Raw genomic sequence first — 21871 nt, forward strand, 5'->3', positions numbered from 1 at the left:
GGCGGGGAGGGAGCGGATGGTGCAGCGGCCGAGCAACTGCCGGAGTGCCAGAGGGAGTTCGCAGGTGTCGAGGGCGGTGCGGGTGGCCATGCCGAGGACCCGCGTGGGGGTGTCGGCCAGCTCGTGGGCGTCGGCCCGCTCGATCCACGTGCGGACGCCGCCCGCCTCGGCGACCCGCCGGGTCAGCGCGTCCGGCCGGAGCGGCGCGGGGGCGCGCAGCAGGAACTCGTCGGCGGTCCCGTCGGCCAGCGGGTGGGTCTGGAGGGTGAGGATGTCCACTCCCAGCTCCGCGAGCGCCCCGCACAGGGCGGCCAGGCTGCCCGGTTCGTCGCGCACGGTGGTCCGCATCCGCCACAGCGCGGTCCCCGCCCCGGCCTGCTCCGCCTCCTCGTCGCGGACGGCGGCCGGCGGGCGGTCCGGGGCGGCCGGCGCCCGCNGGGGCACCGGGTCCGGCGGGGCCTGGCCGTGGCGCCGCGCCCGCCGGGTGTGGAGGACGGCGGTGACCACCAGGGCCGCCGCGGGGGCGGCGAGCGGGTGCCGACCGTGCGCGAGGGCGTTCGCGGCCGCGACCGCGAACGCCACGGCGGCGGACAGCGCCACGAGTTCGGCGAGGTGCCGCCGACGGGGGTGGCGGGCGCGTTTCGCGGGAACGGCGGGCGCTTCGGTCGTCCGGGTCATGGCGGCACTCTGGCGCAGCGGTGTTGCGCCATCACGAACGGTGTGTGACTCACTGGTTAAGCGTGCATGTGGGCGCTTAAAGGTTGATTTTTGCATTTTGCGGTACCGGGTGTCCCCCGTGGACCGCGTGCTCCGCCCGCGGCCGGCGCGGCACGTGACGGACCCCCGCCCGGACCGTCGGCCGGCCGGAGTCCCACCGGTGCGCCACCGGTGCGCCGCCGGTCCGCCGCCGGTCCGCCGCCGGGCCGCGCGGCGGCCCGGGAGGCCCGTGGCCCGTCCCCGGAGCGCTTCCGCGCGTGCCGGCCGCGGGCGACGAATCGCGCCCGTTCCCGTCGTGTGCCACGCTGGACGAGGTGTCCGGGGACCCGCGCGGGTTGTGGTCCCGCCCGCAGGTGCCCGGCGTACGCCCGGTGTTCCGGCCCGGGTGGTACATCGATCAACATTCGTTCGCGTGCCGTCCCGCCCTGGGGACGCCCGCTTCGTCCCCCCGCCCGGGCGGCGCCGGGAGCGGCGGCACACGGGTCTCGGTGGTCGCCGTCCCCGCGCCTCGCACGTGCGGCGCGCACGCGCGAGGCGGACGCGGACCGCCGGCCGGTGCGAGGGAGCGTCGGAATGGTCAGTGCCATAGAGGACTACGCCTTCGTCGGCGACCTGCAGTCGGGTGCGCTGGTGGGGCGCGACGGGTCGATCGACTGGCTGTGCCTGCCCGGCTTCGACTCGCCGGCGTGCTTCGCCGCGCTGCTGCACAACGACAGCGCCGGCCGGTGGCTGCTGGCCCCGGTGGGGGGCGGCCCCGCGACGCGGCGCCGGTACCGGGACGACACCCTGGTCCTGGAGAGCGAGTGGCACACCGCCGACGGCGGCGTGCGCGTCGTGGACTGCATGCCGCTGCGGGGCGAGGCCGCCGACGTGGTGCGCCTGGTCGAAGGACTCAGCGGACGCGTGACGATGCGGATGGACCTGCGGCTGCGCCCGGACTACGGCCGGATCGTCCCGTGGGTGCACCGCGCGGGCGGCGGACTGCGGGCCGTGGCCGGCCCGGACGGGTTCTGGCTGCACACCCCGGTGGAGGTGCACGGGGAGAACCTGACCACCCGGGCGGAGTTCACCGTCGAGGCCGGCCGGCAGGTCCCCTTCGTCCTGACCCACAAGCCGTCCCACCTGGTCAGCCGCCCCAGGCCGGTCGAGGCGCGGGCGGCCGTCGAGGCCACCGAGCGGTTCTGGCGGTCCTGGACGGGCCGGTGCGCCTACCGCGGGCCGTGGGAGGACGCGGTACGGCGCTCCCTGATCACCCTCAAGGCCCTGACGTACCGGCCCACGGGGGGCATCGTCGCCGCGGCGACCACCTCGCTGCCCGAGCGGATCGGCGGCCCGCGCAACTGGGACTACCGCTACTGCTGGCTGCGCGACGCCACGTTCACGCTCCAGGCGCTCGTCGGCACCGGCTACCTGGAGGAGGCGACCCGGTGGCGGGACTGGCTGCTGCGCGCGGTCGCCGGCAACCCCGCCGACCTCCAGATCATGTACGGGCTCGACGGCACCTGGCGGCTGCCCGAGTACGAACTCGACTGGCTCTCCGGATACGAGGACTCGTCGCCCGTCCGGGTCGGCAACGCCGCCACCCGCCAGTTCCAGCTGGACGTGTGGGGCGAGGTCCTCGAATGCCTCTACATGGGCCGCGAGGCCGGCATGGCCGCCAGCGACACGGCGTGGGACATGCAGCTGGCCCTCCTGGACTTCCTGGAGGGCAACTGGCGGGAGCCCGACCTCAGCCTGTGGGAGGTCCGCGGCGAACCGCGCCACTTCGTGCACTCGAAGGCGCTGGCCTGGGCCGGCGTCGACCGGGCGGTGCGCTCGGTGCCGCACCACGGCCACCGGGGCCCGGTGGACCGCTGGGAGGAGCTGCGCGACCGCATCCACCGGGAGGTCTGCGAGCACGGCTTCGACGCCGAACGGAACACCTTCACCCAGTTCTACGGGTCGAAGGGCGTGGACGCGGCCCTCCTGCTGCTGCCCCGCGTCGGCTTCCTGCCCTGGCGGGACCCGCGGATCCGCGGCACCGTCGACACCGTGCGCCGCGAACTGGACGAGGACGGCTTCCTGCGGCGCTACCTGCCGGAGGCGGACGGCGGCGTGGACGGCCTGCCCGGCCCCGAGGCCACCTTCCTGGTCTGCACCTTCTGGCTCGTCGACGCCCTGCACGGCACCGGCCGGCGGCAGGAGGCCCTGGAACTGTTCGAGCGGCTGCTGGACCTGCGCAACGACGTGGGGCTGCTCGCGGAGCAGTACGACCCGGCCACGGGCCGCCACCTCGGCAACACGCCGCAGGCGTTCAGCATGGTCGGCCTCGTCAACAGCGCGCTGTGGCTCAGCGGCACGACGGACATCACCTGCCTGGACGGACGGCACGCCGACGCCCGAGACGGCGCCGGCACCACCGCACCCGCCGCACACCGCGGCCCCGCGCGCCACTGACGCGGTCGAGCCGAGAGGACGCCCATGAACGACATCGACACACCCGTCCACCGCGAGGCCGACGTGCTGATCATCGGCAGCGGCCCGGTCGGGTGCGCCTTCGCGCGGAAACTGGTGGAGGCGGGCAGGAACGTCCTGATGATCGACGCCGGGGCCCAGCTGTCCCGCCGCTACGGCGAACACCTCAAGAACAGCTACCTGTTCCAGAAGAACATCGACCTGTTCGTCTCCGTCATCAGGGGCAACCTGCTTCCCCTGTCGACCGCCACCAACAGGGAGCCGGTGCTCACGCTCGACCCGTCGGCGTTCTCGTACGACCCGGACAAGTACGCCGGCTTCTCGATGCGCAACCAGAACCCGGAGCAGCGGGGGTACGTCAACCTGCCCGCGGCGGCGGCCACGTACGCGGTGGGCGGCATGGCCACCCACTGGACCTGCGCGGTGCCCCGCTTCCACCCCGAAGTGGAACGGCGGTACGGCGGCCGGGGCTACCCCATCGACGAGAAGCGGATGGACAGGCTGTACGACGAGGCGGAGTCCCTGCTCGCCCGCAGCACCTCCGTCTTCGCCGCCTCCGCCCGCCACCTGCTGGTCAAGCGGGTGCTGCAACGGGCCGGGGAGGAGTTCGCCGACGTCACCGAACTGCCCCTCGCGGTCAGCGACCGCGCCGACTCCGCCCGGACCTCGGCGGTGACGTGGTCGGCCGCCGACACCGTCCTCGGCGACCTGGCCGACCCCGCCCACACGCCGCCGCAGGGCTCGTTCGCGCTGCTGCCCGAGCACCAGTGCGTCGGGCTGAAGATCACCGGTTCGGGCAAGCACCGGAAGGTCCGCCACGCCGTGGTGCGCAACCTGCGCGACGTGCGCGAGGAGATCCGGTTGCGCGCCGAGACGTACGTGGTGGCGTGCGGCGCCGTCCCGACGCCGCAACTGCTGTTCAACTCCGGCGTCACCCTGCCCGCCCTCGGCCGCTACCTGACCGAACAGCCCATGTCGTTCTGCCAGGTGGTGCTGCACCGGGAGCACATGGACCGCGTCGAGGAGATCCTGCGGACCGTCCCCGGCAGCGGGGACGAGGCCGCCGACCGGGTCGCCCGCTACCGCGCCGCCCAGCTCAAGCGGCTGCACTCCGGCGACAAGACCGCCGACCCGGTGCCCTTCCCGCCCTCCGAACGGGACCCCAACCTGGTCCTGCCGGTGACCGGCGGGCGCCCCTGGCACTGCCAGATCCACCGGGACGCCTTCACCTACGGCGCGGTGCCGCCCAACGTCGACCCCCGGCTCATCGTCGACCTGCGCTGGTTCGGCATCTCCCGCCCCCGCCCGGAGAACAAGGTCGTCTTCTCCCGCAAGATCCACGACACCTTCGACATGCCGCAGCCCACCTTCCACTTCTGCCTCGACGAGGCCGAACGGAAGGAGGCCGACCGCATGAACAAGCACATGCTGCGCACCGCCGCCGCGCTGGGCGGCTTCATGCCCGGCTCCGAACCGGTCTTCCTCACCCCGGGCCTGCCGCTGCACATCGCGGGCACCACCCGCATGGGCACCAGCCCGCTGGACAGCGTCGTCGACGAGTACTCCAAGGTCTGGAACATCGACAACCTCTACCTCGGCGGCAACGGCCTGCACCCCTTCGGCAACGCCTCCAACCCCACGCTCACCAGCGTCGCCACGGCGCTGCACGCGGCCGACACCATCCTCAAGGGCCACCCCGGACACTGACTCCCGACCCCTGGACCCCCACCATGCCGGCACACACCGCCCCCCGCCCGGACGGCATCCACCTGGGCATCACCCCCACCTGCTGGACCAACGACGACTTCCCGCTCATCGGCAACGACATCCCGATGGAGCAGTGCCTCAGCGAGATCGCGCTCGCCGGGTTCGAAGGGTGCAGCATCGGCCACACCTTCACCCCCGACGTCGACGCGCTGATCGCCGCGATGCACCTGCGCGGCCTCAGCGTGAGCGAGCCGTGGGTGAGCACGTACTTCACCGTGCCCGACGGCCCCGAGCGCACCGCCCGCGAACTGCTGAGGGTGCTGGAGTTCCTGAAGCGGTTCAACGCCGGCGACCCCCCGGTGCGGACCCGCGTCATCGGCGTCGCGGAGACCGGCGGGTCCGCCCACCTCCAGGCACTCAGCCTGCGCGGCAACAAACCGGAGTTCACCGACGAGCAGTGGGCCGACCTGTGCGACGGGCTGGACAAGCTCGGCGAGATCACCGCGAGCCAGGGCTTCGCCCTGGCCTACCACCCGCACATGGGCACCGGCGTCCAGACCGGGCAGGACGTCGACCGGCTCATGCGGGACACCGACCCGCGCCACGTCGGCCTCCTGCTGGACACCGGCCACCTCGCCTGGGCGGGGGCCGACCCGGTGGAGATCGTCGAGCGCCACCGCGACCGCATCGCCCACGTGCACCTCAAGAACGTCCGCGGCGGCGTCCGCCGGGACTGCACCCTCGCCGACGGCAGCTTCCGCGAGTACATCGAGGCCGGCATCTTCACCGTGCCCGGCGACAGCGACGGCGACATCGACTTCGACGCCGTACTCGAGGCCCTCCGCCCGGGCGACTCCTACCGCGGCTGGCTGGTGGTGGAGGCCGAGCAGGACCCGCACGGCGGGCAGCCGCCGCTCCACTACGCCCGGACCGCCCACGCCTACCTGGCGCGGGCCCTCGGCCGACCGGACCCGGCCGCACCCCCACGGGAGGCAACCCCATGAGCGCGAGCACCCCCCTGAACATCCGCGTCCCCCGCTTCACCCGGGAGGTCGTGCAGGACGACCTCGTCGAGGGCTACTGGCTGGAGGCCCCCGACATCGACGGCGACACCCGTCCCGACCTGTTCGGCCACGGCCTGTACCTCGGCGAGATCTACTGGTACCGCAACCCCGACTGGCGGCGGCGACTGGTCGCCGACGGCTTCCACATGCCGATCGGCGCCCACTTCGCCGACATCTCCGGCAACGGCCGCCCCGACATCGCGGTCTGCTACGAGCTGTACGGCCCGGGCGGGCGCATCGACGACCCCGACCCCCGCGGCGGGAAGATCGACTGGATCGAGAACCCCGGGGACCCCGACTCCGGGGCACGCTGGAAGCGCCACTACATCGGCCGCGAGACCGCCATGCACCGGCTGCGCCTCGGCCACTTCACCCAGACCCGCACACCCGAGCTGATGGGCCTGCCGACCGTGGGCGCCCGGCACGTCCACGCCCTCGTCCCCGTCGTGCTGTTCAGCCCCGGAGACGACGTACGCCGCCCCTGGAACAAGCAGGTCGTCGACGACAGCCACTTCCGCATGCTCCACGGAGGGGAGATCCGGCGGAACCCGCTGCCCGGCAGCGAGCACCTCGACTCGGTCCTGCTCGCCTCCGAGGAGGGCGTGACCTGGCTCCACCACGACGAGCGCGAACACCGGTTCACCACCACCCACATCGGCTCCGGCGAACACGAGCGGTTCGAGCGGACCGGGTTCAAGGGCAGCGGCGACGTCGGCGCCGGACGCGTCGGCGACGACCCGCACGCCTACGTCGCGGCCACCGAACCCTTCCACGGCAACACGGTGGCGGTGTACGTCAAGGAACGGCACGGCACCCCCGTGGCCGAGGCGACCTGGCACCGGGTCGTGCTGGACGTCTTCGGCGACCCCAACGAACTCGGCGAGGGCCCCGGCCACCAGGTCGTCTGCGCGGACTTCGACAACGACGGCGACGACGAGTTCCTGGTCGCCCTGCGCGGGCCGTACCCCTGGCAGGGCGTCTTCTACTACAAGGCGCTGGACGTCACCGCCGGCGTGTTCGCCAAGTGGCGGGTGTCCTCCGACAGCGCCGCGCGGATCGCCGTCGGCGACTTCGACGGGGACGGCCGGCTCGACTTCGCCACCATCGCCTACAAGGTCGACAAGTACTTCCTCGCGGAGAACGCCAAGCTCTGCCTGTTCCGCAACGCCATCGAGGGGGCCACCGCCGGGCCGTAGCCACGCGGGACGCCGGGCCCACCGCACCGGCCCGGACCGCGCAGATCCGCTGTGAGGCGCTATGAGGTACAGCAGAAGGTGGTGGCCCTGGGCGGCCGCGGCGGTCGGCGCCGCGGTGCTCGTCACGGTGGTGGCCCTCGTGATCGGCGCGGACGCCCAGGCGGCCGCGACGTCCCTGAGCGTGCTGATCTCGGCCGTCGCCGGCCTGCTCAGCTGGTCCCGGCACCGCTCCCGCCCCGCCGAGCCGGCCACCCGGGCCGAACTGGACCTGGCCTCGGAGGCGCTCGCCGCCATGGTGCGCCGCCAGTGGACCGAGGAGGCCGCCGCGCGGGGCCTGCTGGACCCCCACCCGCTGGCCGTGCGCTGGCGCAGCGACCAGGCGGAGGCCGGCGACCACCTGCGGATGGTCGGCCGCACCCTGTCCGGCCGCAGCGACGACGTCCGCGCCTTCGCCGCGGCGTTCCGCGCCCTGCCGCACCGGCGGCTGGTGATCCTCGGCGAACCGGGCGCCGGCAAGACGGCCCTGGCGCTCCTGCTGGTACGGGAGCTCCTGAACGCCCCGGAACCCGGCGAGCCCGTCCCCGTCCTGCTGGACCTGGCACCGTGGAACCCCCGCAGGGAGCCGCTGCCGGACTGGCTGGCGCGCCGCGTCCGCGAGGACTACCCGGCGCTGCGCAACCACGAGACGTACGGCCGGGACGCGGCACGCAAACTGGTCGCCGAGGGGCGGGTCCTGCCCGTGCTGGACGGCTTCGACGAGATCCCCGCCGAACTGCGGCCCGGGGCGCTGACCGCCGTCAACCACGCCGTCTCCGTGCACGGCCCGCTGGTGCTCGCCTCGCGCCGGGACGAGTACCGGCGGGCGGTGGCGGAGACCGACGTGGTCACCGCCGCCGCCGTGGTCGTCGCCGAGCCGGTGAGGGCGGCGGACGTCGCCGACTACCTGCGCAGCGCCGTCCCGCCCCGGCGCATCCCCGCCTGGCAGCCGGTGATCGACGAACTCGCCCGGCACCCGGAGGGAACCGTCGCCCGGGCCCTGTCGGTGCCGTTGAACGTCTGGCTCGCCCGCACCGTCTACGCCTCACCCGCCGGCGACCCCGCCGACCTGCTCCGCTGCGCCGACGCCGCGGCCCTCCGGCGCCACCTGCTCGACGCGCTGGTCCCCGCGGCGTTCTCCACGGCGCCGACCGCCTCGGACCCGTCCGTCCCCGACGCGCGCCGCACCGCCGCCGCCCGCTGGCACCCCGACGACGCCCGCACGGCACTGGCCTTCCTCGCCGCGCACACCAAGCGGCAGGGCACGGACGACATCGCCTGGTGGGAACTGCGCCGCGCGCTGCCCCCGGACCCCGCCGGGCCGCTGTCGGGACCGGTGGCCGGGGCGACGGTCGGCCTGGGCGCGGGGTGCACGGCGGCGGAGCACTTCCTCTGGGCGTTCCCGCCGCCCGCGCGCCTGGCGTGGTCCCTGGCCGTCGCGCTCGCCGCGGGCCTCGCGGCGACGGCGGTGATCCGCCTGGCCTGGGCGGCCGGCGGGGCGGAGCAGCCGTCCGCGTCCCCGCCGTACTCCCCGGGGCGCCCGCGCGCCCTCGCCGGGGCCGCGCGCCGCCTGGGCATCGGCTGCGCCGTCGTCCTCCCGCTCTCCGCCGTGGTGGGAACGGTCGTCGAACGCTGGGCGGGAGCGGTCGAACGCGCGCACCCGGACGTCGGGGCGGGCGTGGCGCCGTACACCGGGCTCCGGGCGGGCCTCGCCTGGGCCCTGTGCATGGCGCTGCTGGCCCTCGGCGTGCGGGGCGTCTCACTGCTCCGCCGGCGGGCCGGGCGGCGTCCGCGCGCCGGAGGGCGGCGGGCCTCCCGGGCGCGCAGGGTCCTGGTGTTCGGCCTCCTCTTCTGGCTGGGCGCCGGACTCGCCGGCGCCTTCCTGCAGTTGTCCGTCCGCCAGGTCACCGGGCGGCCCCTCACGGACTTCTCGTTCGTCGACCCGGCCGGGGTGCTGGCCTTCGTCGGCAAGGACGCGACCTTCCACACCTGCGTCTTCCTGCTGATCGCCGGGATCATGGCGGGACTCGACCCGGCCGGCGGCTCCTCCCGCCCGACCCGGATGGACTTCCGCGGCCCCAGGCGCCTGCTGTGGGCCATGCTCCCCGCGTGCCTGGGCCGGGGGCTCCTGTGGGGGATGGGCCTGGGAGTGCTGCTGGCCCTCGTCGCACCCTGGATCCAGGAGCTGTCCTGGTGGGTGAGGTTCTCCGTGACGGGCTCCCTCGGGGTCTTCTTCGGCGTCCTGTCCGGGGCGGGGCTGGCGGTCCTGCGCTGGGCCCGCGTCCCCGCCGACCTGGAGCAGGAGACCCCGCAGTCCACGGTCCGGGGCGACCGCGCGGCCGCCGTCGCGCTCATGGCGTTCGCGGTGGTGCCGCTCCTGCTCAAATGGGCCGTCACGGCCCAGGCGGACCTGACGGACAGCGGCGTCCCGGCCGTGCAGGCCGTCGGCTACGCGCTGCTGACCCCGGAGGCGAACCTGTCGGTCGGACTGGCCGCCGGGCTCCTGGCCGCGTCGGACACCGCCTACTTCGCGTACCGGGAGAGCGGTCTGCGGCTCGCCGCGGCCCGGCGGCTGCCCCGTCACCCCCTGGCGTTCATGGAGGACGCCCGGCTGCTCAGCGTCCTCAGGCGCGTCGGCCCCGTCTACCAGTTCTGCCACGCGGAGTTCAGGGAGCGCATCGTCGGCGGCGTCGCGCCGGCGGACGGGGCCGCCGGGGCCGGCGCCGCCCGGGCGTGACGGCCCGGCGGGGCGCCGTGTCACCGGAACGGCTCCCGCCCCACGGCCTCCGCGTAGTGCTGCGCGCACAGCGCGTCCACGACGGCCGCGGCGGTGTGGGCCCGATGGATCTCACCGCCGAACGCGCCGCTGCGGAGCACGGGCCAGGTCTCGGAGAACCGGGCCTGCACGCGCGCGGCGACGCGCAGCCGCCCCTCGCCGTCCCAGCGGTCCGGGAGGGCGAACTCGCCCAGCGGGGCGGGTGCCTCCGAGAGGTCGACCTGGAGGAGCGCGGTGAGGTACTCGTAGCAGTCGAACGCGTCGGACAGGGCGCGGTCGCTGTCGGCCGCCGGTTCGGCGAGCACGTCCCGCAGCTGCTCGCGCAGCCACGTACTGTGCGCCGCCTGGGCCAGCGGCGGCGGGTGCGGCTCGTCCAGCAGGGCGTTGAGGCGTTCGCCGGGCCCGAGGACGTCCGCCGTGTGCAGGGCCAGCACGGCGGGCCGGGGTTCGGCGGCGGCCCGGTGCGGGCCGTCGCCGGGTGCGGGGGGAAGGGCCAGGGCCGGTTCGAGCAGCAGCCGGCCGAGCAGGTCGTCGCGGCCGGCCAGTACGGCGGCGCTGCCGGCCGCGCACAGGGCGAGCAGGGCCGGGTAGAGGTGCGGCCGGGGAGGGCCCTGCCCCCCTCCGGCCTCCTCCCCTACGTTCAGCAGCCGTTGGAGGGCGCGCACCCACACCCGCGTGTGCGCCCCCGTCTCGTCGTGGAACGCGCCCGCGGCCAGCAGGTGCAGCAGCGTGTCGCAGTCGCTCCGGTACCGCTCCAGCCCCTCCCGGTACGCCCCCGGGTCCGGCATCCGCTCACCGGGCGGGTACCCGCCCCCCTCCGAGAGGCGCTCCACCACCCGCACGGCCTCGGCGTCCACCAGCTCGTGCAGTTCGATGCGGCGGACCGGGTCGGGCAGCGCGCGCTTGAGGCGGGCCAGGGACAGCTCGCGGGTCGGCGCCGGCTCCGCCAGGCGCTCCAGGGCCTCGACGCGGGCCAGCAGGCCGGGGAAGAACTCCTTCGCCGTCAGCCCCCGGACGACCAGGGCGCCGTGCCGGGCGACGAGCTCGGCGGCCCTGCCCCGGGGGGCGTGCGGAGCGGCCCAGAAGACGGGGTAGCGGCGGGTGGCGCGGCGTTCGAAGCAGGCGCCCAGCGCGCGGTCCCACTGGGCGGACCAGCCGCAGACGATCAGCCCGTACTCGTCCAGCACCCGGTCCACCAGCCCGGCCCAGGCGGCGGGGTACTCCTCCAGCTCCCGCTCGGTGTTGCGGGCCTCCAGGTCCGCGAGGTCGCCGTGCAGCTTGACGACGGTGGCCCGGGCGTGCGCGAGCGGCGTCATCCCGCGCAGGCCGTCGGGACCGTGGACCACCTGCGGCTGCACCCCCGCCGCTTCCAGCGCCTGCTCGGTGAGCCGGTCGAAGTTGGTGGTCAGGACCACGCGCACCCAGCCCCGTGCCACCAGCCGGGCCACCGCGCGGTGCGCCGCCCCGGGCTGCTTGAGCCCGCTTCGCCGCTCCTCGTCGTCCGGTTCGAAGTAGCCGCGCAGCAGCTTGTGCCGGGCGGCGGGAGTGTCGCCCAGCGCCTCCAGCAGCACGGAGTAGCCCAGTGGCCCGCCGTTCCCGTGGCGGGCCCACCACGACTCCGGATCGGCGACGGCGAGCTCCTCGTCCGCGCCCCGCGCGACGGCCGCCCGGCGCACCAGGTCGGCGACGATCTCCCACCCCGTGGGCACACCGGCGTCCCGCGACACGCCCGCGCCCAGCAGCAGCGCGTACACGCCGGGCCCGGCCCGTACGCACATGGCGAGCGAGACCAGGGGATCGAGACCCCGCACCGCCGCTGCCGCCGCCGGCCTGTCGTGGTCCGTCATGCTCCCACTGTGCGCCGACGGCCCCCGGACCGCCTCCCGGCACGGCCGGCGGCGGNGNNNGNGCGGCCCCGGGATGAGGGCGGCGGGCCGGGGCGCCGTACGCCGCCCCCGGCCGCCCGCCGCTGTCAGGAGGGCGGGTCGCCCTCGGCGGCCTCGCGCAGCCGGGCGAACTCCTCGGCCATCGTCCGCGCCGTCCAGTGCGCGTTCAGCCCGCTCGGGTTGGGCAGGACCCACACCCGCGTGCCGCCGATCGTCCGCTCCTGGGGGCCGATCGCGGCCTTCCTGTCGGCGAAGGCCACCCGGTACGCGGTGACCCCGACGACCGCGAGCCAGCGCGGCCGCAGCCGCTCCACCTTCGCGGTGAGCACCCGGCCGCCCTCGCGGAACTCCTCGTCGGTCAGCTCGTCCGCCCGCGCCGTCGCCCGCGCCACGACGTTGGTGATGCCCAGCCCGTACGACAGCAGCTCGTCCTGCTCGGACGGGTCCAGCCGGCGCGGGGTGAAGCCGGACAGGTGCAGCACGGGCCAGAAGCGGTTGCCGGGCCGGGCGAAGTGGTGGCCCGTCGCGGCCGACATCAGGCCCGGGTTGATGCCGCAGAAGAGCACGGACAGCCCGTCCGCGACCACGTCGGGGATGGTGGGGGTGCCCCCAGGCGAGCGAAGCCGAGCCTGGGGGAGGTCGCGAGCGGCCCGAAGCTCCTCGTCGGTGAACCGGCGCGGGGCCATGTCAGAGGATGGCGCCCGGCGCGTAGGCGGCGGCCCGCGGGTGCCGCTCGGCGATCTCCCCGATCCGCGCCACCACGGCGCCCACCTGGTCGGCGGCCGCGCCCGTGAAGGACAGCTTGTCGGCCATCAGCGCGTCCAGTCCGGCGCGGTCCAGCGGGATCCGCTCGTCCGCCGCGAGCCTGTCCAGCAGCTCGTTGCGCTCGGCGCCCCGCTCGCGCATGGCCAGCGCGGAGGCGACGGCGTGCTCCTTGATGGCCTCGTGGGCCACCTCGCGTCCCACCCCGGCCCGCACCGACGCCATCAGCACCTTGGTGGTCGCCAGGAACGGCAGGTACCGGTCGAGCTCCCGCGCGACGACCGCGGGGAACGCGCCGAACTCGTCCAGCACGGTGAGGAACGTCTCCAGCAGCCCGTCGAACGCGAAGAACGCGTCCGGCAGCGCGACCCGGCGCACCACCGAGCAGGACACGTCGCCCTCGTTCCACTGGTCGCCGGCGAGCTCGCCGACCATCGAGGCGTAGCCCCGCAGGACCACCATCAGGCCGTTGACGCGCTCGCAGGAGCGGGTGTTCATCTTGTGCGGCATCGCGGACGAGCCGACCTGACCCGGCTTGAAGCCCTCGGTCACCAGCTCGTGGCCCGCCATCAGGCGGATCGTCTTCGCCAGCGACGACGGGGCGCCGGCCAGCTGCACCAGTGCCGTCACGACCTCGTAGTCCAGGGAGCGCGGGTAGACCTGGCCGACGGAGGTGAAGGCGTGCGCGAAGCCGAGGTGCGAGGCGATCCGCCGCTCCAGCTCGGCCAGCTTCGACGCGTCGCCGCCCAGCAGGTCCAGCATGTCCTGCGCCGTGCCGACCGGTCCCTTCACACCGCGCAGCGGGTAGCGCTCCAGCAGCTCCTCCAGTCGCGCGTACGCGACGAGCAGCTCGTCCGCGGCGGTCGCGAAGCGCTTGCCGAGCGTCGTGGCCTGCGCGGCCACGTTGTGCGACCGGCCCGCGACGACCAGCTCGCCGTACTCCGCCGCCAGCTTCCCGAGCCGCGCCAGCACGGCGACGGTGCGGTCCCGCACCAGCTCCAGGGAGAGCCGGACCTGCAACTGCTCGACGTTCTCCGTCAGGTCGCGCGAGGTCATGCCCTTGTGGACCTGCTCGTGTCCGGCGAGGGCGTTGAACTCCTCGATCCGGGCCTTCACGTCGTGCCGCGTGACCTTCTCCCGCTCGGCGATCGACGCCAGGTCCACCTGGTCCAGGACCCGCTCGTAGTCGGCGAGGGCGGCGTCGGGCACCTCGATCCCGAGGTCCTTCTGGGCGCGCAGCACGGCGAGCCACAGGCGGCGCTCCAGCCGCACCTTCTGCTCGGGAGACCAGAGGACGGCGAGCTCGGCGGAGGCGTAGCGGCCGGCGAGGACATTGGGGATGCGGGGCTTGGCAGTCACGTGGACCGATTCTACTGGCGGTTTCCGCAGGCCGGCGCCCCGCCCCGGTTCGTGCCTTCCTACGAGGAGGACGGGCGCCGGGCCGCGCCGCCCGGCCCGGCGCCCTTCCGCCGGGGGCGCCGGACCCGCGCGGGGGTCGTGGCCCGGGCGGNNGGCCGGCCGGGCGCACGGGGGGGGCCGCCCTCGCGGTCCCGCCCCGCGACCGCNCCCCGGTCGGCGCGCTCCCGGGGCTGCTCCCCGGCGCCGGACGGGCACCCCGTCCGTCCCGGCGTGCCCGTCCGGCGGGGCGGCGGCGGTGCCGCCGGTGTCCGGCCTCCGGGACGCACCCGGCCGCGGGCGCCGNNNCGGNGCGCGGCGGCTTCGGCCGCCGGAGCGCGTACCGGCGCGGCGAGGGCCCGCCGGCGGCGACGGCGGGCCCTCCTGCTCCACGGCCGGTCAGTTCCCGGCGTGCTGGCGCCGTACGGCCCGGTCGTCGTCGGCGGCGGCTTCGGCCGGCGGGCCCTGCGGCCCGCCCCGCATGAGGGCGAGGGTGGCCAGGGCGCCCGCGGCGGCGATGCCGGCGGCGGAGAGGAACGCCGCGCTGAACCCGTCGGTGAGGGCGGTCAGGTCGCCGAGGGCTCCCGCGCCCCGCGAGGTGGCGAGCGCGGTCAGGGCGGCGAGACCGAGGGCGGAGCCGACCTGGTAGGTGGTGTTGACGATGCCCGAGGCGAGGCCGGCCTGCTCCTGCGGGGCGGCGGACATGGCCGCCATCAGGGTCGGGATGTAGGCGAGCGCCATGCCCAGGGCCGCCACCAGCGAGGCGGGCAGGACGTCGACGGCGAAGCTGCCGGTCGGGCGGGCGGCCGAGAGCCACACCAGGCCGGCGGCCAGGACCAGCAGACCGCCGGTGATGAGCGGCTTGGGGCCGAAGCGGCCGAGCAGGCGGGCGCTGACGGTGGTCATGAGGACCATCAGCAGACCGGTCATCGGCAGCAGGGCCGCGCCGGAGGCGAAGGCGCCGTAGCCGAGGACCTGCTGGAGGTAGAGGTTGAGGAAGTACCACATCGGGATCCAGGCCGCCCCCAGCAGCGCCATCGCCAGGTTGGAGACGCCGAGTCCGGGGGTGCGCCAGATGCCGAGCGGCATCAGCGGCGACCTCGCGGAGCGCTGGATGAGGACGAACACGACCAGCAGGCCCAGTCCGGCGAGCAGTTGGAGGACCGTCCGCGCCGTCGCCCAGCCGGTCTCGGGGGCGCGGACCACGGTGAAGACGGTGAGGGCGAGCCCGGCGGTGACGGCCGCCGCCCCGAGGACGTCCACACCGCCGCCGCGGCGGGCGGCGACGGCCGGCAGCAGGCCGGTGGCGAGCAGGGTGGCGATTCCGATCGGGACGTAGATGACGAACACCCACGGCCAGCTCGCCCACTCGGTGAACACTCCGCCGAGGAAGACCCCCGCCGTGCCGCCGGCCGGGGCCGCCGCGCCGTACAGGGCCAGGGCCTTGCCCAGCTCCCTGGGGTTGTGGCCGAAGAGCATCATCAGCAGCGTCATCGACGCGGGCGCGATCAGCGCGCCGCCCACTCCCTGCACGGCGCGGCCCACCACCTCCACCCACGCGCTCTGGGCGGCGGCCGCCGCCACGGAGCCGACGATCAGGACCACCCAGCCAGCCACGAACACCTTCCGGGCCCCCAGCAGGTCGGACAGGCGGCCGCCCAGCAGGAGCAGGCCGCCGAAGGCGATGACGTAGGCGTTGAACACCCACTGCAGATCCCCCTGGGAGAACCCCAGGTCGCGCTGCATCTCGGGCAGCGCCACGCCGATGATCGACGTGTCCATGATCACCATGAACTGGGCGGCGGCGAGCACCCCGAGGGCCCACCAGCGGCGTGGATTGACGGTTGGCATGACTGCTCCCGGAGATGGAACCTTTCATACCCCTGGGGGGTATGACTTCGATAAGGGAACGCTATACCCCTGGGGGGTATTTCTCAATCGGGGGGGTGTCCGGATCCACGCCGCCGGTGGACGAGCCCGCTCGCGGTGCGATCCCGGGCGGCCCGGCGGAACGGGCGCCGAAAGACCCTTCGGGACGCACCCGTCCCTACCCGCCACCCGCCGCGCCCGCGGTGGTCCGCGGAAGGGCCGCCCAGGGGGGCGGTGGGCGCCAGGCCGCGTCCGCGGAGGGGCCTGGCGGGCCGGAGGTGAGTACCGGGCCGGAGGTGAGTACCGGGCCGGAGGTGAGTACCGGGCCGGAGGTGAGTACCGGGCCGTACCTGAGGGTTCGGTGGCTCTCGGCTCCCGGAAGTCCCGTCCCCCCCCCGCCTCGCCGGGCCGTGTCCGCGACCGTGGTGGCCCCGCGCACTCCGCTACCGGGTGCCGGCGTGCGGGCCGGGGCGCGGGGCGGGTGATCGCNCCCGGACCCCCGCCCTCCGGTCGGACCGCCCCGGCCACCGTGTACCGGCCGGACCGCATCCGCACAGGACGCCGGCCTACCCGGAGGCGGCTTCCGGGATCTCCGCCGGACGGAGACCCGGCCGCGATCGCCCCTCCACGGGCCGCCGCGGCGCTGCAGGGGCGCCGGGCGCGAGGAACCGCGCCACGTGCCGCCGCCCGGCACCGGCGAGCAGGGCACCGGCAGCCGTCCGGGCCGGGCCGTGACCGTTCAGGAACGGACCATGCGGGCGATCGCCTGGGACGCCTCGGTGATCTTCTCCTCGGCCCGGTCGCCGCCCCGTGCGAGGGCGTCGGCCACGCAGGACCGCAGGTGGTCGTCGAGCATCGTCAGGGCGAAGGCCTGCAGCGCCCTGGTGGCGGCACCGACCTGGGTGAGGACGTCGACGCAGTAGGTGTCCTCCTCGACCAGGCGCTGCAGGCCCCGCACCTGGCCCTCGATGCGGCGCAGTCGATTGAGGACGTCGTCCTTGTCGGCGGTGTAACCGTGCACGGCGATTCCTTCCACTGTTCACCCCGAGGGGGTGGAGGTGTGACGACGGGGCGAGGCGGCGTGCTCCGCCCGGGAGGCCGGGCGGAGCACGTGAGGGCGGGGGGTTCAGGAGCCGGCGCGGAAGGAGCGCAGGCGCAGGCTGTTGCCGACGACGAAGACCGAGGAGAAGGCCATGGCGGCGCCCGCGATCATCGGGTTGAGCAGGCCGGCCGCGGCCAGGGGGAGGGCGGCGACGTTGTAGCCGAACGCCCAGAAGAGGTTGGACTTGATGGTGGCGAGGGTGCGGCGGGAGAGGCGGATCGCGTCGGCGGCGGCGCGCAGGTCGCCCCGTACGAGCGTCAGGTCGCCGGCTTCGATCGCGGCGTCGGTGCCGGTGCCCATCGCCAGGCCGAGGTCGGCCCGGGCCAGGGCGGCCGCGTCGTTGACGCCGTCCCCGACCATGGCGACGGTACGGCCCTCGCCCTGCAGGCGCTCGACGACGCCGACCTTCTCCTCGGGCATCACCTCGGCGATGACCCGTTCGATGCCGACCTCGGCGGCCACCGCTTCGGCGACGGCCCGGTTGTCCCCGGTCAGCAGGATCGGCGTGAGACCGAGGGCCTTGAGGCGGGCGATGGCTTCGGCGCTGGTGTCCTTGACGGCGTCGGCGACTTCCAGGACCGCGCGGGCCTGGCCGTCCCAGGCGACGGCGATCGCGGTGCGGCCCGCTGCCTCGGCTTGGTCCTTGGCCTCTTTCAGGGGGGTGGGCAGGGTGATGGACCATTCGGCGAGCAGCTTCTCGCGGCCGACGAGGACGGCGCGGCCCTCGACGATCCCCTGGACGCCGAGGCCGGGGAGGTTCGCGAAGTCCTCGGGGGCCGGCAGGTCCCCGGCGTCGGCGGCGGCGGTGGCGACGGCCCGGGCGATGGGGTGCTCGGAGGCGTGCTCCAGGGCCCCGGCCAGGCGCAGGGCCTCGGTGTTGTCGGTGCCCTTCGCGGTGTGGACGGCCAGGAGGGTCATCCGGCCGGTGGTGACGGTGCCGGTCTTGTCCAGGACGACGGTGTCGACCCTGCGGGTGTTCTCCAGCACCTCGGGGCCCTTGATGAGGATGCCGAGCTGGGCGCCGCGGCCGGTGCCGACCATCAGCGCGGTGGGCGTGGCCAGGCCCAGGGCGCACGGGCAGGCGATGATCAGCACGGCGACGGCCGCGGTGAACGCGGCGGCCGCGCCCGCGCCGTTGCCCAGCCAGAACCCGAGCGTGCCCAGGGCCAGGGCGATGACGACGGGGACGAACACGGCGGAGATCCGGTCGGCGAGGCGCTGGGCGGCGGCCTTGCCGTTCTGGGCGTCCTCGACGAGCCTCGCCATCCGGGCGAGCTGGGTGTCGGCGCCCACCCGGGTCGCCTCGACGACGAGGCGGCCGCCCGCGTTGACGGTCGCCCCGGTGACGGTGTCGCCGACGGCGACCTCGACGGGCACGGACTCACCGGTCAGCATGGAGGCGTCGACGGCGGAGGTGCCCTCCACGACCGTGCCGTCCGTGGCGATCTTCTCGCCGGGCCGGACGACGAACCGGTCACCCACCCGCAGCTCGGCCGTGGGGATGCGTTCCTCGCGTCCGCCGCGCAGCACGGCGACGTCCTTCGCGCCGAGTTCCAGCAGCGCCTTCAGCGCGGCGCCCGCCTTGCGCTTGGAGCGGGCCTCGAAGTACCGGCCGGCCAGGATGAAGGCGGTGACACCGGCGGCGGCCTCCAGGTAGATGTTGCCCGCCCCGTCGCTGCGGGCGATGGTGAACTCGAACGGGTGCGTCATCCCGGGCGTGCCCGCGGTGCCGAGGAACAGCGCCCACAGCGACCACAGGAACGCGGCCGAGGTGCCCAGGGAGATCAGGGTGTCCATGGTGGCGGCGCCGTGCCGGAGGTTGGTCCAGGCAGCGCGGTGGAACGGCCAGGCGGCGTAGGTGACCACGGGCGCGGCGAGGGTGAGGGAGAGCCACTGCCAGTACTCGAACTGGAGCGGCGGGATCATCGCCATCGCGACGACCGGCACGGACAGCAGTACGGCGGTGACCAGGCGCTGACGCAGCGATCGCGACCCGTCGTCCCCGTCCCGCCCCGCGTCGCCCGCGGGCGTGCCGGAATCCGGCCGGGGCGGTTCGGGCTCGCGGGCGGTGTAACCGGTGGCCTCGACCGTGCCGATCAGGTCCGCGACCGGGATCGATGCGTCGAAGGTGACCTTGGCCTTCTCGGTGGCGTAGTTGACCGTCGCGCTCACCCCGTCCATGCGGTTGAGCTTCTTCTCGATCCGGGCCGCACACGAGGCGCAGGTCATGCCGCCGATGGCGAGCTCGACCTGGGCGGTGCCGGTGGTGGCGACGGTGGTGGTGGCAGTGCTCATACGTGCTCCTGGTGGCGGGGGACGGCCGGGGCCTCTACGGCCCCGGCGGGCCCGGAAGGAGGAAGCGGGGAAGGAGGCGGATCAGGCCGCTCGGCCGGTGACCTCGTAGCCGGCGCCCTCCACGGCGGCGGCGATCACCCGGTCGTCGGGGTCGGCGGCGCCGACCACGGTGACCAGGCCGGAGGCGAGGTCCACCTCGACGCCGCTGACGCCGTCCACGGAGCCGAGCGCCTTGGTGATCGCGTCCTTGCAGTGGCCGCAGGTCATGCCCGTCACCGTGTACACGGTGCGGACGCCGTCCGCGCCCGCGGGCGCGGAGGTGGAGCAGGTGTTGTTCGGGGAGCAGCAGGACGAGGACATGTGGTTCTCCAACCGTAGGGCTTGATACCCCGTGGGGGTATCTTTGGCTGATCCAGATATACCCCCGCCCCGTATGAAAAGCAAACCTGCCGCCGCATTGCTTTTATACCCCCCAGGGGTATGCTCTGATGGGTCGAGACATTCAGCGCGCCGTTCCGGCCCGCGCACGACACGGGAGAGCACCATGAACACCGCAGTCAGGACCGGCCTCTACGGTGCGGCCCTCGCCCTGGCCTTCACCGGCGCCTACGGCATGGGGGCGGCAGCCGACCCGCTCACCGACAGGACCCCGGGCGCCCCGCACGCCGCCCACCGGAAGGACGACGCGATGGACCACGGCGACCGGCACACCGGACGGACGTCCCCCGCCCCGGGCGGGAGCACCCCGGGAGGGCTGCAGGTCTCGCAGGACGGCTACACCCTCGACCTGCTGACCCCGCGCCTGGCCGCCGGCGGGAAGACCCCGCTGCGCTTCGCCGTCAGGGACGAGACCGGCGAAGCCGTCACCGGCTACGTCAGGTCCCACGACAAGGACCTGCACCTCATCGTCGCCTCACGCGACCTGAACACCTTCCGCCACCTGCACCCCGTCCTCGGGCCGGACGGGACCTGGAGCACCCCCGTCGACCTGCCGGCGGCGGGTGACTACCGCGTCTTCGCCGACTTCACCCCCGCCGGACGGGGCGCCCGGCCCCTCACCCTCGGCGCGGACCTCGCCGTCGCGGGCCCCTACCGGCCCCGCGAGCTGCCGCCGCAGAAGGCCGCGGCCGAGGTCGACGGCTACACCGTCACCCTCGACGGCACGCTCGCGGCCGGCAAGGCGACCGGTCTGACGCTCCGCGTCGCGAAGGACGGCAGGCCCGTCACCGACCTGGAGCCGTACCTCGGCGCCTACGGCCACCTGGTCGCCCTGCGCGCGGGAGACCTCGCCTACCTGCACGTGCACCCCGGAGGCGAACCGGGCGACGGGACCACCCGGCCCGGCCCGGCCGTCTCCTTCACGGCCACCGCCCCCACCCCGGGTGCGTACCGCCTCTTCCTCGACTTCAAGCACCGGGGCACCGTCCGCACCGCCGCCTTCACCCTCTCCACCGCCGACCGCCCCGCCGCCGACCGTCCCGCCCCTGCCACCGGTGGGCACGAGCACCACACCGGCGCCGAGCACCACTGATCCGGCGACCGCCGGGGCCCTCCCGCCGGGAGGCGGCGCCGGAGGACGGCCGGCGCCGGGCCCCGCCCCGTCCGCGCGTCCGGGCGGGGCGCAGCGGACGGTGGAGAGGCCGGGCGGGGAGGCCGGGCGGTGGAGAGACCGGGCGGCGGGGAGGCCGGGCGGGTTCCCGCCGGCGGTCTCCGCGGACCGGCGCCCCGCCCCGGTTCACGCCCTCCCGCGAGGCGGGCGGGCGCGGGTCGCGCCGCCCGGCCCGGCGGTCACACCGCGGGGCTGCGGTACGGCAGGAGTTCGGGGTGCTTCGCCGGGAGGCCGTCGCCGGACGAGCGGCCGGTCAGCCGCCGCACGACCCACGGGGCCAGGTGCCGCCGGGCGAACCGCAGGTCGCTCAGGCGCCGTTCCGCCCACGGTCCCGGCACCTGCGGCGGCAGGGGGGCCCGCCAGTCCTCCTCGGGCTCCATGCCGAGCGCCTGCCAGACGGCCTCGGCCACCCGCCGGTGCCCCTCCGCCGTCAGGTGGAGCCGGTCCACGTCCCACAGGCGGGGGTCGCCCAGTACGGGTGCCCCGTACAGGTCGACGACGAGCGCGCCGTGCCTCGCGGCGAGGGAGTCGAGGTGCGCGAACAGCTCCTCCATCCGCGGGCGCAGGCGCTCCAGCACCGGGCCGCGCCGGCCGGGGCTGCGCATCAGCACGAGCCGCCTGCACGAGGGCGCCAGCCGTTCGACGGCCTCCTCCAGCCGGGCGCGCACGCGGCCCATGTCGCAGGAGGGGCGCAGGGCGTCGTTGAGCCCGCCGACCAGCGTGACCACGTCGGCGCCCATTCCGGCGGCCGGGCCCACCTGCTCGTCGACGATCTGGGCGATGAGCTTGCCGCGCACCGCGAGGTTGGCGTACCGGAAGCCGGGCGTGCGGGCGGCGAGGCGGCCCGCGAGGAGGTCGGCCCAGCCCCGGTAGGACCCGTCGGGCAGCAGGTCCGACATGCCCTCGGTGAAGCTGTCGCCCAACGCTACGAGGCTCGTGCAGGTGGTGTCGGTCTCCATGGCGGAGTGATCGTATCGCGGTGCGCGCGGACACCCCCACCGGG

14 protein-coding genes and 1 pseudogene are annotated in these 21871 nt (G+C 75.1%); 6 read left to right on the plus strand and 9 right to left on the minus strand.

Annotated features, from left to right (window positions below):
- A pseudogene (locus tag MW084_RS21990) lies at window positions 1-436 on the minus strand (GNAT family N-acetyltransferase); the annotation flags it as partial.
- 854 nt (window positions 437-1290) lie between these two features.
- On the opposite strand from MW084_RS21990, the gene MW084_RS22000 reads away from it, so the two are divergent.
- From MW084_RS22000 to MW084_RS22020, 5 genes are all read left to right on the plus strand, one after another.
- Window positions 1291-3153, plus strand: a complete 1863-nt coding sequence (locus MW084_RS22000) for a glycoside hydrolase family 15 protein (protein ID WP_010473649.1) — start codon at window positions 1291-1293, stop codon at window positions 3151-3153.
- Between the two features lie 24 nt (window positions 3154-3177).
- Window positions 3178-4878 (plus strand): GMC oxidoreductase, encoded by a 1701-nt coding sequence (locus MW084_RS22005; protein WP_010473650.1) that lies wholly within the window; start codon window positions 3178-3180, stop codon window positions 4876-4878.
- A gap of 23 nt (window positions 4879-4901) precedes the next feature.
- Window positions 4902-5882: a myo-inosose-2 dehydratase gene (gene iolE, locus MW084_RS22010; protein ID WP_010473651.1), complete on the plus strand. Its 981-nt coding sequence runs from the start codon at window positions 4902-4904 to the stop codon at window positions 5880-5882.
- Window positions 5879-7138, plus strand: coding sequence for an FG-GAP repeat domain-containing protein (locus tag MW084_RS22015; protein ID WP_010473652.1), 1260 nt, complete (start codon window positions 5879-5881; stop codon window positions 7136-7138). Before iolE ends, MW084_RS22015 begins: the two co-directional genes overlap by 4 nt.
- Window positions 7139-7199: 61 nt before the next feature.
- Window positions 7200-9911: an NACHT domain-containing protein gene (locus MW084_RS22020; protein WP_010473653.1), complete on the plus strand. Its 2712-nt coding sequence runs from the start codon at window positions 7200-7202 to the stop codon at window positions 9909-9911.
- A gap of 20 nt (window positions 9912-9931) precedes the next feature.
- On the opposite strand, the gene MW084_RS22025 is transcribed toward MW084_RS22020, so the two are convergent.
- The 7 genes from MW084_RS22025 to MW084_RS22055 form a co-directional block, all read right to left on the minus strand.
- Entirely contained in the window at window positions 9932-11797 is a 1866-nt protein-coding gene (locus tag MW084_RS22025) for an SIR2 family protein (protein WP_010473654.1), read from the minus strand.
- Window positions 11798-11922: 125 nt separating this feature from the next.
- Window positions 11923-12522: a G/U mismatch-specific DNA glycosylase gene (mug, locus tag MW084_RS22030; RefSeq protein WP_078571984.1), complete on the minus strand. Its 600-nt coding sequence runs from the start codon at window positions 12520-12522 to the stop codon at window positions 11923-11925.
- A 1-nt stretch (window position 12523) separates the two neighbouring features.
- Window positions 12524-13957: an adenylosuccinate lyase gene (purB, locus tag MW084_RS22035; RefSeq protein ID WP_010473656.1), complete on the minus strand. Its 1434-nt coding sequence runs from the start codon at window positions 13955-13957 to the stop codon at window positions 12524-12526.
- Between the two features lie 435 nt (window positions 13958-14392).
- Window positions 14393-15844, minus strand: coding sequence for an MFS transporter (locus MW084_RS22040; protein ID WP_029553794.1), 1452 nt, complete (start codon window positions 15842-15844; stop codon window positions 14393-14395).
- A gap of 757 nt (window positions 15845-16601) precedes the next feature.
- Window positions 16602-16883: a metal-sensitive transcriptional regulator gene (locus tag MW084_RS22045; RefSeq protein WP_010474409.1), complete on the minus strand. Its 282-nt coding sequence runs from the start codon at window positions 16881-16883 to the stop codon at window positions 16602-16604.
- A gap of 105 nt (window positions 16884-16988) precedes the next feature.
- Window positions 16989-19259, minus strand: a complete 2271-nt coding sequence (locus MW084_RS22050) for a heavy metal translocating P-type ATPase (RefSeq protein ID WP_010474407.1) — start codon at window positions 19257-19259, stop codon at window positions 16989-16991.
- An 81-nt stretch (window positions 19260-19340) separates the two neighbouring features.
- Window positions 19341-19619 carry a heavy-metal-associated domain-containing protein gene (locus MW084_RS22055; protein WP_010474405.1) on the minus strand — a complete coding sequence of 93 codons (279 nt, stop codon included), beginning with the start codon at window positions 19617-19619 and terminating at the stop codon, window positions 19341-19343.
- 184 nt (window positions 19620-19803) lie between these two features.
- Between MW084_RS22055 and MW084_RS22060 the strand changes: the two genes are divergently transcribed.
- Window positions 19804-20790 (plus strand): hypothetical protein, encoded by a 987-nt coding sequence (locus MW084_RS22060; protein WP_010474404.1) that lies wholly within the window; start codon window positions 19804-19806, stop codon window positions 20788-20790.
- A gap of 257 nt (window positions 20791-21047) precedes the next feature.
- Here the strand turns inward: MW084_RS22060 and MW084_RS22065 are convergent, their stop codons facing one another.
- Complete coding sequence (locus MW084_RS22065) at window positions 21048-21827, minus strand: SGNH/GDSL hydrolase family protein (protein WP_010474402.1); 780 nt, start codon at window positions 21825-21827, stop codon at window positions 21048-21050.
- Window positions 21828-21871: the final 44 nt, after the last annotated feature.

It is taken from the genome of Streptomyces sudanensis, assembly GCF_023614315.1.
Classification (GTDB): Bacteria; Actinomycetota; Actinomycetes; order Streptomycetales; family Streptomycetaceae; genus Streptomyces; species Streptomyces sudanensis.

Coding starts and splice junctions, on each gene's coding strand:
- MW084_RS22025 (WP_010473654.1), bottom strand. CDS start 11,797: ATGACGGACCACGACAGGCCGGCGGCGGCAGCGGCGGTGCGGGGTCTC.
- MW084_RS22060 (WP_010474404.1), top strand. CDS start 19,804: ATGAACACCGCAGTCAGGACCGGCCTCTACGGTGCGGCCCTCGCCCTG.
- MW084_RS22000 (WP_010473649.1), top strand. CDS start 1,291: ATGGTCAGTGCCATAGAGGACTACGCCTTCGTCGGCGACCTGCAGTCG.
- MW084_RS22040 (WP_029553794.1), bottom strand. CDS start 15,844: ATGCCAACCGTCAATCCACGCCGCTGGTGGGCCCTCGGGGTGCTCGCC.
- MW084_RS22005 (WP_010473650.1), top strand. CDS start 3,178: ATGAACGACATCGACACACCCGTCCACCGCGAGGCCGACGTGCTGATC.
- mug (WP_078571984.1), bottom strand. CDS start 12,522: ATGGCCCCGCGCCGGTTCACCGACGAGGAGCTTCGGGCCGCTCGCGAC.
- MW084_RS22050 (WP_010474407.1), bottom strand. CDS start 19,259: ATGAGCACTGCCACCACCACCGTCGCCACCACCGGCACCGCCCAGGTC.
- iolE (WP_010473651.1), top strand. CDS start 4,902: ATGCCGGCACACACCGCCCCCCGCCCGGACGGCATCCACCTGGGCATC.
- MW084_RS22055 (WP_010474405.1), bottom strand. CDS start 19,619: ATGTCCTCGTCCTGCTGCTCCCCGAACAACACCTGCTCCACCTCCGCG.
- MW084_RS22015 (WP_010473652.1), top strand. CDS start 5,879: ATGAGCGCGAGCACCCCCCTGAACATCCGCGTCCCCCGCTTCACCCGG.
- MW084_RS22065 (WP_010474402.1), bottom strand. CDS start 21,827: ATGGAGACCGACACCACCTGCACGAGCCTCGTAGCGTTGGGCGACAGC.
- MW084_RS22020 (WP_010473653.1), top strand. CDS start 7,200: ATGAGGTACAGCAGAAGGTGGTGGCCCTGGGCGGCCGCGGCGGTCGGC.